Origin of the sequence: Nostoc sp. ChiQUE02, assembly GCF_034531305.2 — a bacterium.
Taxonomy (GTDB): Bacteria; Cyanobacteriota; Cyanobacteriia; order Cyanobacteriales; family Nostocaceae; genus Nostoc.
On the sequence record NZ_JAVRBN020000050.1, the window covers coordinates 28,379 to 40,428 of the forward strand.

The 12,050-nt window shown below is 42.0% G+C and carries 9 protein-coding genes; 3 read left to right on the top strand and 6 right to left on the bottom strand.

What is annotated here, in order from left to right:
- Positions 1 to 45: 45 nt before the first annotated feature.
- The 3 genes from RM347_RS30430 to RM347_RS30440 all read right to left on the bottom strand — a co-directional run bounded on the left by RM347_RS30430 (position 46) and on the right by RM347_RS30440 (position 4,929).
- Entirely contained in the window at positions 46 to 1,227 is a 1,182-nt protein-coding gene (locus RM347_RS30430) for a DUF4159 domain-containing protein (RefSeq protein WP_322721744.1), read from the bottom strand.
- A gap of 363 nt (positions 1,228 to 1,590) precedes the next feature.
- Positions 1,591 to 2,865, bottom strand: a complete 1,275-nt coding sequence (locus RM347_RS30435; RefSeq protein ID WP_322721743.1) for a DUF4255 domain-containing protein — start codon at positions 2,863 to 2,865, stop codon at positions 1,591 to 1,593.
- 60 nt (positions 2,866 to 2,925) lie between these two features.
- A complete protein-coding gene (locus tag RM347_RS30440) occupies positions 2,926 to 4,929 on the bottom strand; it encodes an ATP-binding protein (RefSeq protein ID WP_322721742.1) in 2,004 nt (667 codons plus the stop codon).
- Between the two features lie 125 nt (positions 4,930 to 5,054).
- Between RM347_RS30440 and RM347_RS30445 the strand changes: the two genes are divergently transcribed.
- Both RM347_RS30445 and RM347_RS30450 read left to right on the top strand, forming a co-directional pair.
- Positions 5,055 to 6,524, top strand: a complete 1,470-nt coding sequence (locus tag RM347_RS30445; protein WP_322721741.1) for a hypothetical protein — start codon at positions 5,055 to 5,057, stop codon at positions 6,522 to 6,524.
- An 18-nt stretch (positions 6,525 to 6,542) separates the two neighbouring features.
- Entirely contained in the window at positions 6,543 to 7,778 is a 1,236-nt protein-coding gene (locus RM347_RS30450) for a WG repeat-containing protein (RefSeq protein WP_322721740.1), read from the top strand.
- 256 nt (positions 7,779 to 8,034) lie between these two features.
- Here the strand turns inward: RM347_RS30450 and RM347_RS30455 are convergent, their stop codons facing one another.
- Genes RM347_RS30455 through RM347_RS30465 form a run of 3 tightly spaced genes read right to left on the bottom strand, consistent with a single transcriptional unit; the run spans position 8,035 to position 11,516 of the window.
- Positions 8,035 to 9,027 (bottom strand): phage tail protein, encoded by a 993-nt coding sequence (locus RM347_RS30455; RefSeq protein WP_322721739.1) that lies wholly within the window; start codon positions 9,025 to 9,027, stop codon positions 8,035 to 8,037.
- 17 nt (positions 9,028 to 9,044) lie between these two features.
- Complete coding sequence (locus RM347_RS30460) at positions 9,045 to 11,288, bottom strand: putative baseplate assembly protein (protein WP_322721738.1); 2,244 nt, start codon at positions 11,286 to 11,288, stop codon at positions 9,045 to 9,047.
- A 48-nt stretch (positions 11,289 to 11,336) separates the two neighbouring features.
- A complete protein-coding gene (locus RM347_RS30465; protein ID WP_322721737.1) occupies positions 11,337 to 11,516 on the bottom strand; it encodes a hypothetical protein in 180 nt (59 codons plus the stop codon).
- Positions 11,517 to 11,625: 109 nt separating this feature from the next.
- Between RM347_RS30465 and RM347_RS30470 the strand changes: the two genes are divergently transcribed.
- Positions 11,626 to 11,805 (top strand): hypothetical protein, encoded by a 180-nt coding sequence (locus tag RM347_RS30470; protein ID WP_322721736.1) that lies wholly within the window; start codon positions 11,626 to 11,628, stop codon positions 11,803 to 11,805.
- Positions 11,806 to 12,050: the final 245 nt, after the last annotated feature.

Below are 12,050 nucleotides of genomic sequence, written 5' to 3' on the forward strand. Positions count from 1 at the left end.
AATTATTAATAACTAAATGGCAATTATGAAATAATAGGGATAACTTTATTGCAAACAAGCATATATCTGCCGTCGATGTGAGGCAAAATCTAAAATATTAATTGCTAGCTCTTGGGCTGTACGAATGTCATTGCGTTCGAGAGAAAGATTTTCGTCTAATCCCCAAGCACCAGATAAATCACCCTCTACTAAGACTATTCCTCCTCCATTCCATAGCTGAATTCGTTGGTGATTAATTTGAGGAAGTGCCGCAAATAAAAACGGTTGTGTTCTTAGAGGATGATTTCGGATTAATTCCTGCCAGGATTGTAATGAAATCTCTAACTGAAATGTAATTAACTTTTTGATATCTTCTACTAACAGACGGCTATTTTGAGGAACTTCGATAAAAATAACTCCACCAGTTAGTAAATATTTAATCAGAGTATCTAGCTCTTTTGTATCTAGATTGAGTGCTTGCCAACCAGTCACATAAAGTAAATCGTAATTAGGAATTTGAGAATGCAAGTCAACCTGGGCAATTTCTGACGTTCCATACAAAGATGCATACAAGTTTCCTATAGATTGCATTAAATAAGAGAGGTTTTCATGAGTGCCATCGCTCACGTTGAGTATAGTTGCAATCTGAACAACAGTTTGCGGTCTAGCTTTTGCTTTCTGACGCGATCGCAAATCTAGCTGGTTATAGCTTGGAAACAATACATCAGTTGGTGCTTCTAGTTCCACCGTAGCGGGTTGCAACCTAATCCGGCACAATTCTATTTCTTTTTCAGTGGGTGGACTGGTCTTTTCGTCAAACCGGAACCATTCCCGAATTAGATCGGAACCTTGCTTGTGCTTTGGGTTTTGCGGTTCTACATAGCTCACCACCAAGTATACCGTTATGCTTCCGGTGGTAGGAGCAGGAGTGGCAATTCTAAATGTGCGGTCTGTAGAGGGGTCAACAACAATCGGATTACCTTCTAAATCAATGGCAATACCGGGTTGAATTTCTAACCAACGGCGATCGCGAAATTTTGCCGCCGCTTCTGCTGGCGCAGTAATAACACGAACACCCAAACCGTAGACAATACCAGGTTCGTTAAGAGACTGGTAGTGAACATTTTGGCGTTGTCGATGATACTGCTGGGCTTTTTGCCAGCGTTCAGCGTTCATCATCAAGCTGTCGTAGACATGAAGACGCTGTAAAGGTAGAGGTGGCGGCGAGGGAAAAGATTGATGAGTCATCTTATGGCTATAAAGGCGCATCAAATTTTACAACCAACCAAGATAGTCGCATTTAGTATTAGATGCCAACTTTTTTAGTCAATTTTTACGATATAGCTGTTGAGTGGAAAATTATATATAAAGTTATACATACAAAATATCCGTAGTTTAGCCGTGTAACAGAGGTAATGCTAGTACGCCAATGTTAACTTTTGAATAGTTTAAGTTTTACTCACATAAGTATTATGGAGTTAATCAAGCCTCAATAGATAAATACCAACTGATAAGGTACGTATAAATGCTGATTACAAAAATGAATTTTTACTTGTAGGCTTTTCAAGGAATTTGAGGTGTTTAATATATTAATTTAGGAGCGTATCAACTTCACCCGATCGCCACAGTCGGACTAACATACTGCCCGAAAAAGTCGCTATCTGCATCAGTATCCACAAGCAAAGGACTTTCGCCACCATCAATTTGCACCCGCAGCAAATACTCTCCCGGTTTAACATCACTGACACGGAAGCTCACCAAATTGCCATCTGACAAACGTTCCTTAGCAGCAAAAATATAAGCAGCAGGATTCGACGAAGAGCGTTCATTCAAAAACAATGACACCCTCTGCCCAACACCAACCGTCAAATCAACCTCCACCTCCACATCAGCCCCATAAAGCTCATCCAGATTTTGTTTAACTTCACTCTTGTTTACGCAAACCACACTCGGACACAAAATCAACGGCACTAAATTAGAACCCACCAGATGTTCTGGCTCAGAAGATGTAACTGTAACTTTTGCTGTAGGATACAACACCTGCAAACTCTGTATCCCCGCCCTCAACAAAGACTTTTGCTCAAGTGGCAGATTAGCTAAATTTAAAATGATTTCCCGCTCCCCAAACAACAATTGAGTCAGTTGTGCATCTCCCAGCTTGACAGTTGGGCGATTCCCAGCCATGAGATTCCCGCGAACAATCAAGCGGCTAGTAGCCACAATCGGCTGATTCGCCCCAGCTTCATTGATAACTGGTTCAATCTTCGGTTGATTAGGTGTGCTATAAGTAGCAATCCCCCGTACTGGTAATGCCCGCCCACTGGGTTTATTGCCATCAATCAGTACCGCACTCCCTTGGAAAGCAAAAGATAAAGCATAAGGCGGCTGGAAAAACGATGACCAAACTTTGGCGAATTCATCGGTATTCATGTTGCTCGGAACAATTGTTACCCGTTCCACTTGCTGGTCTAAAGTCGAACCCGCCAAAAAACTGTAACCAGGATTATCTAAAGTCGAGCGAATCATTTCCGAAGTTAAGATCGGGTAATCAACCAGAGTCCGCACCGCACTCCCCATCAGGCGTTGTGGCTCTAGTTGTGCTTCATTTCCATAAAAAGTCATCAGATAATACAAGTCTAGCCCCGCTTGTGCCTGCTTGATTAACTCCCCTTTGGGACGACGGGCACGTAAATCGGAATTGCGCCAAGCAGGTGATGGGATAGCTTGGTATAAATAAATATTAACTCTCAGTTCTGGGATGTCGCTACCACCAGCACCTGGTCGCAGAGTGGTAACTTTGGCTCCTGGTAGGTCAATATCAATTGCTGTTTCTAAGATTCTTTTGATCGTAGCAGTGACAGTGGCAAGTGCGAGATAATTACTCATATAAAAATGTTTGGTTGAGAAAATTTAGTTAATTTGTTTGGTGAAGTGTAATGTGATTGTTCAGACCCAGCCTTTAGTATGATTACCCAGCGATAGCCCAGTTTTGCGACCTTCACTGATAGTTGCACTCAATAAATGCTTCATCTGTACAGGTTCTGCGGCGGCTGCGGCTAAAAATGCGGCGTTCATGGCGATGCTGCGGATATTGCCACCAGGAACATTCAGGCGTGCGAGTTTGGCGTAGTCCAATTGCAGAGTCGGCGTATCTTTGGGGAAAATCTGCTGCCAAATCTGCTCTCTAATTTCTGGAGTCGGAAATTCAAATTCCACCACAAAGCGGATGCGACGCATGAAGGCAGAATCAATGGAGTTTCTTAAATTGGTGGTAAGAATAGCTAACCCTTGATAGGCTTCCAGGCGTTGCAGTAGATAATTAGTTTCTAGATTGGCGTTGCGATCGTGACTGTCCTTAACTTCGGTACGCTTGCTAAATAATGCATCGGCTTCGTCAAACAGCAAGACTGCCCCACCAGCTTCAGCAGCATCAAAAATCCGCCGCAGGTTTTTTTCAGTTTCACCGATGTATTTACTAACCACTGCACTGAGGTCAATGCGATACAAGTCTAAACGCAGTTCGTTGGCGATGACTTCTGCGGACATGGTTTTACCAGTACCACTTATCCCAGAAAATAATGCGGCAATGCCCAAGCCGCGATCGCTTTTATTGGCGAATCCCCATTTTTCATAAACCGTCAGTCGGTGTTGGACGTGAACGATCATTTCACGCAGTAGTTGTTGCTGTTGATCGGGTAGCACCAAGTCATCCCAGGTGGCATTGGTATTTATACGAGAGGCTAAGTCATCGAGTTGGGGACGAGCTTGAATGCGGCAGGAATCCCACAATATTGTGGCTTCTTTGTTGGTATCGCCTGGTGAGACGGGGTTGGTATTGATAATTCCTTTGGCGGTGGAAACGGCGGTATAAATTCCTTCTTGACTGAGGTGAAATTGGGAGACTAATGTTTCGACACTTGGGTTAAGTTCAACTAAAGAAGCGCCTAAAGCATCCTGCCAGATAGCAAGCTGTTCATTAGTTGTCAGTTTGGGAACATCAAAGGTGAGATATGTTTCTTGGGTTAGGGGGAGGCGTTCTCTACTAGTAATAACTAATGGAATGCGACTATTTTCGGTCAAATGGGAAATAGTCTGGATGAAAACTGTATCCCCAGGGAACACATTGAAGCAATCGAGCAAGATGATACAGTTGTTTAAGATGACTTCTCGTTCGATGCGCCGGATGATTGCTTGCAGCTTTGTAGAGTCAGAGGTGAGATGTTTTGCAGATATCACCCCCAAGTTATACTCCACAAATGCACTGGCGGCAATTGCAATCTGGCGTAAAGCTGTATTGTCAGCACCACACAACTGAATCAGGGAACTGGTGTTAACATCAGTTGGTTGCATCCAGATTTTTGCCAGTTGTTCGGCAATTCGTTGGTGAGATGCTGGCAAAGAGTTATTACCAGCCACTCCTAACGGTATGGGTTGAAGAATTCCCGTCAATTGGGGGTCAAGACTTGGTTCCCCTAAAAGGTAGTAAAAAATCCTCTGGTCGATTTTGAGGGTGCTTTCCATGAGGGTGTCTCCCTCTTGCACTTGCACAAGCTGCCAGTATTGTAGGGGTGCTTGGGGTGTCAAGGCTGACCAATTAAATGTGGAGAAGATGTTTCTAACTAAGCTGAAAGTGGGTAGGGTTAGTTTTTCATCTCCTTGAGCTTTGATGCACAACGATTTGAAGTTGGGCATGAGTTCTCTTGCAACGCACAGCAATAGGATATCGCGCTCAAACTTGGATAGCTGAAAAATGTTACACAACTGCTCTAGGGCTGGTGGGGCTAGCATTGCATCTTTTAGCGCAGCCAGAGAGGATTCAGGTTTGGTAGCAGGTGGTTGATTTTCGATTTGTGCAACGTGAAGCGCTAACGAGTAATTTACTTGTTCGGCTGCTGCGAGCAAATAGCTGTAGTTGGTATCATACCAGTTAGTGGTAAATGTAGTGTCCATTGTTTCAATCCACAATCCTCCCTGCAACTTAGATTGTGGTTGTTATTTGCACTTATAACGAGAGCGAATATACTGAAATTATCCGGCAGAAAAATTGTCACAGCAGGTAGGAGATAATAACGGATATGGTTTATCAGCGAGTACAAAGAGCCGTCGCTTGGAATTCCCAACACGATACACCAATAAAGAAGCAGCCGCAGAAAATTCAATCCAAATCTGCTTTTACACCAGGACTTTCAGCACAAGAGAGGATAGATTCTTTACCAGATGTCCCAGCAAACTGGATGTCTCTTGACCCCGTTTACAGAAGAATCCAGGCTAAAGCTGCTTCTCGGCAAGAAAATGAATCATATAAGCCAAACGAGTCGTCTGCCCATGATAGCGATGCCAAGCCGGAGAAATGCTGCATTCAATGTGAAGTGCAAAATGAAGCCCAAGAACCTGTTCAGCTTTATGCAAATAATGAAACAGAAAAGTCGGAGAATGCTTCACATCAGCAAGTCCAACTAGAAGAAGGTGGACAAAAGTCTTCAAAATCAACTCAAAACCCAGCCGCAGAAGCTTCTGCTAATTCTCACATCATCCAATCCACTGAAACTCAAGACTGGATTCACCTTGCTGATACGGCAATTAAAGACAAACGGTATCAAGACGTACTCAAAGCCTATGACGAAGGAATTAAGTTAAACCCAAACATTACCCCATCTGTTAAACGAAGCAAACTCAAAGTTTTAGAGCATTATGAGCAAATTCCACTGTCATCAGAAAGAGAAGCAGAAGATAAAACCCAGTTCTCAATAGAAAATAAAACAGAAATTGCCCAAAGTAATCCAGCTGCTTTTTCTAACCTGCCTCCTTGGACTGAACGTAATGATTCAAATGATGAATCGCAGCGACAGGAGGCAATTAGAATAGTTAGTGAGAAAGCCAAATGGATATGTAAAATAGCTCAAGAATATAATGTAACTCCTGATGCAATCGCAGGAGCAATACTATGGGAAGGAATTGAAAATCCTTTTCCCGCTTGGAGAACTGGACCATTGCGATCTAATATTGCTGGGAAAATTCATCCTTATCCAGGGGATGTAGCTGAAAAAGTAGAAAAAGAAGGGCGAGTTACTCCGCTAAATTCAAAAAAACCTCAAATAGGACTTATAGGTCCTCGATCAGACAGATTAAGAAATCCAGAATGGGCGATTATTTATATAGGAGCTATTTTAGATAGAGCAGCAGACATTTATGAGGCAAGCGCTAAAAGCTTTGCACGAAAAGACGAACAAGAAGATAAACCTCCAAGACCAATTTACAACGTCAGAGATCAAGCTGGTATTCTAGGTACTCTTTATCAAGGAGGAAAGGTTGAGCAGCGATCTAACAACTTTGAAAATCGACGTACACAAAAACCAGAAACGGTTCCTCAAATGAACATAAACGAAAAACTGGGTCCTTGGATTAGTCAGTACAGATGGTGGATTAGAGATTTGTTAGAAAAAAACGGATGTCCACCACAAGGCTTTGCCCCAAGACAGCAAATAGGCCCACAACGTCCTTTAAATATACCAATACCTAGCCCATTCTATCCAAAAAATAGTTGACATATAAAAGATGTGACAATGTTTTCAAAGCAATTATTATTCGTTTGCTTTATCTCATTAAATTTGCTTTCAGGTTGTGTTAAAGGACAAGCAACTTCTTCTGCTTGCCCAAACCAGGAGAAGGTCTCGGCTCAAATTGAAGTCTTAACACCAGAACAAAAACCTTTATTCCGTATCGTACAAAATGGTAAATTAGGTTTTATTGACAATACAGGAAGAATTATTATCAAGCCACAGTTTGAGTTAGACCAGGTTGCCAATTTTTCAGAAAACCGAGCAGCTTTAGGTGGTAAAAATGGCAAATGGGGTTTTATTGATAGTACTGGTAAAGTGATCGTTTCACCGCAATTTGAGAATGTTCATCAATTTTCTGAACAACGAGCAGCTGTCAAGCAACATGGAAAGTGGGGTTTTATAGACCTCAATGGAAAAATTATAGTTCAACCCCAGTTTAATCAGGTTTTGGGATTTAGTGAGCAGCGATCTGCTGTACAGAAAGGCTATTTGTGGGGTTTTATCGACCGGGATGGCAAGTTTATAGTCAAACCTAAATTTAGTGGATACACGGGTTTTTCCGAAGGTTTAGCAGGATTTGAAAGTTATGAAAACAATCAAAATAAAAGTGGTTTTATTGACACTAACGGCAAAGTGGTCATCGAGCTAAAGAATATCAATATAGATATTGAGAGCTTAGGCTTCACTAATGGGTTAGCACCTGTTTGGGTACGCAATCCCGGCATTTGGGGGCTAATTAATGGGATTTTGGATGAAACAGGACGGGGAAGTAAATTTTGGGGTTTTATTAACCGTAATGGTCAAATAACAATCCCAACCAAGTACGACTATGTATTTAATTTTCAAGACTGTTTAGCCGCAGTCGTAATGAATGATAAGTATGGCTATATTAATACTTCTGGTGAGATGGTAATTCCACCACAATTTGAGAAACCACTTGACTTCTCTGAAGGATTAGCTGATTTTAAACTTAATCAAAGATATGGCTATATTGACAAAAATGGTAAGATAGTTATTCCGCCACGATTTGATGAAGCTTCTCGTTTTTATGAAGGGCTTGCATCTGTAAAAACAAAAGGTGGAACATGGGGTTTTATTAATAGTAGGGGAAACATTGTTATCAAGCCACAATTTGATAGCGTTTCTGGTTTTTCTTATGGATTAGCAAAAGTAAGGGTTGGTAATAAGTACGGTTATATCGATAAAAATGGAAAGTATGTATGGAATCTTTCTAAGTAATCATTTTTCATTACTTCAGGCAGATAATGTTCTCTAAAATAATAAGATATTCAAGCTTTTATAAGATAGTAGTTATAACAACTAAAATTAGATAAAAACTTGGTTAGGAGAATCTAATGTCCAGCCTAGTTCAATCAGCTAGTGTATATTTCAATGACGATGAGGAAGTTGCACTAGCCACATGATAAGTGTAAATAGATTTTTTGCTGCGCGATCCCTGAATTAATCAGGGCTTTTACTATCCAAAATCCTCAGATTATGGATTGATAATGTCCAACTCGTAGGTACAAAAAGCTGGTTTCTGTCGTTCAATAATCTCCCGCACTGATATTTCATCGATTTCTTCATAGCTAGAAAGCCGCATCTCTACAATAAAATGATAGGGACGGCCTCCCCCTAGCATCGAATCGAAACCTATAGACGTTGCCCCAAAAACAAAACCTCGCTCGAAAATTTCTTTAATATCAATTTGCTCTAACGGTAAGCCTGTGTAAAGATGCAGATAGAAGCGCAAACCATACCGCGTTCCATGCCAACGATAAAGCGCGATCGCATTACGGATCAAACGCCGTTGTACATTAATTTCCCAACGTGTATCAATCTCCCAAGCTACCCAATGAGCTAAAAAAGGAAGCAGTGCCTCTGGTGCGGTAATCGGGTCTAGGTATGCCCAAAGTGTATCTATAGTTTGGACAGCCGGATCAAAAGCTTGCTCGATAATGCTCAAATATCGCCCAACAAAATCTACTTCCCTGTAAAGTGCAGGGACAAAATCTAAGTAGGAACATAGCGGACGCACAAACAAGTCAAAAACTCGATATTCAGCTAATTGTCTAGAGCCTGCTCCTTCCAGATAAACATAAATAGAGGTTTGATAATTAATTTGCAGTTGCGCTTTTTGCATCAAAGCCAACTGATTTTCAAAAAAGTTATCTGGAACTAGAAAATATATCGCTTTTTCCAGCTTTTCGTTAGGAGCAATTTCTTCAAAGTCTTCTTGATGCCACTCACACCAATATGCGGGAAAATTACCTTCAATTTCTAGTTTCCATCTAATTGACTTACTCCCCAAGTTCTCCAGGGTGATAAACATTTCCCCTCTTTCGCCAGGACGCAGTAGCAAATTATTGCTGAAAGCCTCATCAGTTTTGCTGCCTTTGAGCGATAAAGCATTAGATGCAACGGCTTCTGGGGGTTGCATACATGTCAGTGAAATCGCTAGTGATGGATGTGAAGTTGTTTGAGTCATATTTAATATTGGACTTGTTAATCCCGAAACTCGATTTGGTGAACAGAACCCACTTGAGGATTTTCATCTTCCCAAGAACAAATCATTCCCAATGGGCCTGGGTCAATCTCTAATTCTGGGATATCTGCACGAAACCACTCAGTATCGAACTTACGCAACCCGTATAGTTTCACAGCACCGAGATAGCGGACTCCCGGAATTTGTTGGCAGACTGCAAAGATATCTGAAGGATACAAAGGGCGACCCAATTCCCAACCCTTGCCCAAAAGCCCACCGACAAGAGGATTGAGAAAGCGGTATAGAGTTGATAGCAATAAAGTGCGAATTTCTTCGCGATCGCGTGGATTGTTGTATTTTGGTTCTAGAATCACCTCAGTTTCAACGCTGACTCCCACATATTCAGGTGACTCTAGCTTAATCTGCACACCTAAAGGTTTGCGATCGCTCATGTAATCCAAAATTTCTGTTATGAGTTCATCAGAAAGAGCGAAATATTCTTCAGGTTTCATCCCTTTAGAGAAATCATAGTTATCTCTATCTGCTTTATTCGGTACAATCAGTAAACGCACAATTCCGGCTGTAGTGTGTTCAGGTTTAGTCAAGCAATGGGCACGAGCAACTGCCCCTGTTGCTGCCCGAATTGCTAATCTCTCAAAATCTTCTGGAATCAAGGCTGACTCGCGGGTTCGCAGTAGAGATGGGACTCTAATTACAGCTTCATCCAAGGATTCGGCATCGCTTCCACCACAAGCCGGTTCATAATTAATGACGTTTTTGACGTAGGGAATAGAATTTTTGATAATTGTAATTTTTCCGGCTTGGACGTTACCACGACTACCACCACCTGTTCGATATGCCAACATATATATTTCCGAGCCAAGAGGAGGAACTCTGCCATATTGTCGCTCTAATAGTGTATTTTCAGTGGCAGTAGATGGTAAAGATGCTCTTTGAGAGTTCTCTTGCCTGACAATTCTGCTTCCTGGTTGTAAATGTCTGCGCTGTTGTGTTGATTGTTTAAGATGACCAGGTTCTCGAATTAATGGCCCAAATTGGACTGTACCAGTTTGAGAATTGATGGTGTAGTGCGGATTCTCAGCACCAGATTCGGCAAAATCGGGAACCTCTACCCAATCTTCGATTTCTCTCGATGCCAGTCTGAGTTGAATGTATTCTCTCAACTGTGAGTTTCGCTCTAAGACAGGTTGCGATCGCAACTCAAATACTTGACCGGCTTTGCCATTGCTCAATCCCAGCAGTTCTTCTGTAATTCGGATACATTGAGTTGCATCCATTGCACCACCAATGGCACGCACAGTCAAACCAACTATACTAGGAGAGCTACTGTAAGAAGGTTGCGCTTCATGACTGATTGTATAGACGCAACGTATCCAATGACCACTGTAGTTTGTACCAAAGTTGCTTTTGGGCCATACTTGCGGTAAATGGAGAACTACATCAGCTCCTTCTAAGGGTTGAGCGATTTCGCTAAAGCTAAATCCTTTAGTCTTATCATCGTCTTGAGAGCGCAAAATAGCTTGCCAAGTTTTCCCATTCCAAGCTTCCCATTTGCGCGGAGGGTCATCAGGGTTAATCCCAGTAGTTCTAGCGGCTTCTCCCTTAAAATTAATCGCAATCACGTTTCCTTCTATAGAATTCTCTGGGTCTTCTAATACCAGATAGAAACAGTTACCAGTCATAGATTGGTCAAACAGTAGTGTTTCATCGAGGTCATGCCAGAGATTGTTAGCAGGAGTGCGATCGCGCAGATATTGGGGTGTATTTTCTTCTATGTCTGCGGTTAGCAAGTGCTTGAACTGCGGATTGCCAATTACTAGTTCTCGGTCAGTCGTAAAAATTACTGCTTCTTCAGTTTCAGTTCGGATTGTAGCAACTTCTGTATTTACGGGTATCCTGACTTCTGATGGTTGAGCGCGACTGAGATAAAAAGTCAGGGAGCATCTGGCTGGTGTTGGGGGGTTGAGACGAATCCCTAGCAACTCTAAAAATGCCACATAATTGCGTCGGGGAACCTGATTGAAGCGCAGCAACATTTGGTCAGTGAGCCATGCAAATAGTTCAATCAACGTAATCCCCGGATCGCCTGGGTTGTGGTTTGTCCATTCTGGACAGTACCGAGGAATGCGAAGAATGCATTCTTCTACAAGGTCTTTGAAAGTGCGATCGTCTAGGTTTGATTTCGGTAGCTTGGGTAAAAAGTCAAAGTCCATTTCGAGTAAATAGTTTTGGGCGAATGGCATTCGTCATTAGTTTTCCCATAAACTGAACTCGAATCACATTTCGGAATTTTAATGTCCTGTTATATGATATGGCCGAGATAATGCTGGTGGTGCTGGCATTGAGGCTTGAATCTCAGGCACTTCTGATTGGATATCCGACAGTGAGAGGAATTGCTCACCTTTTTGCCGTGCGATGTAAAAATCATAACTGGCTACCCAAAAAACTGCCTCAGATGAATCCTGGGACAATACAAATATTTTTTGATTATTGTTATTACTTTACACATGGACAATAGAGAATATACTGAAGTAATTTGTCAAAGATATTGCCAAATTGTGGTTGCAGTCGGGGGTAAGTATGGTTCAGGAAAAGGTAGAAAGGGAAAATACTTGGCGTCACCGTGCCAAAACGGGAAAATCATACGCTAAGGCTGAACGTCTTTGTCCGTCTAGATTTGAGGTGTTAATTTTTTTGTTGGTGCAGAGTACTGGTACTACTCTGCACCATCTGGAAGTTCCTAATTCGAGTCAAAAATGAGGAATAGAGGTATGCCGTTTGCTCAAAACAAGGTATTTTCATAGCATTCAGGTTAGTCTCAATTCCAAGCGCGTACGATTTTCCCAAATTGGGTGCGACACGATGGCGCACGAAGGGTTGGAAGCCCTTATATATAAAGCTTCCAAAAGATGAGCGAGGAACCGATTCCTCCAGTCTAGTGTCCAAGACTGTTCCTAACCTTCCCATGCACCACTGGTAACGGCGGTGTGTGAAGCGGAAAGTAA

What these genes read in the sequence shown, in the direction of transcription:
- RM347_RS30445 (WP_322721741.1), top strand. Translation starts at nt 5,055, where the DNA reads ATGGTTTATCAGCGAGTACAAAGAGCCGTCGCTTGGAATTCCCAACAC.
- RM347_RS30455 (WP_322721739.1), bottom strand. Translation starts at nt 9,027, where the DNA reads ATGACTCAAACAACTTCACATCCATCACTAGCGATTTCACTGACATGT.
- RM347_RS30470 (WP_322721736.1), top strand. Translation starts at nt 11,626, where the DNA reads ATGGTTCAGGAAAAGGTAGAAAGGGAAAATACTTGGCGTCACCGTGCC.
- RM347_RS30435 (WP_322721743.1), bottom strand. Translation starts at nt 2,865, where the DNA reads ATGAGTAATTATCTCGCACTTGCCACTGTCACTGCTACGATCAAAAGA.
- RM347_RS30460 (WP_322721738.1), bottom strand. Translation starts at nt 11,288, where the DNA reads ATGCCATTCGCCCAAAACTATTTACTCGAAATGGACTTTGACTTTTTA.
- RM347_RS30440 (WP_322721742.1), bottom strand. Translation starts at nt 4,929, where the DNA reads ATGGACACTACATTTACCACTAACTGGTATGATACCAACTACAGCTAT.
- RM347_RS30430 (WP_322721744.1), bottom strand. Translation starts at nt 1,227, where the DNA reads ATGACTCATCAATCTTTTCCCTCGCCGCCACCTCTACCTTTACAGCGT.
- RM347_RS30450 (WP_322721740.1), top strand. Translation starts at nt 6,543, where the DNA reads ATGTTTTCAAAGCAATTATTATTCGTTTGCTTTATCTCATTAAATTTG.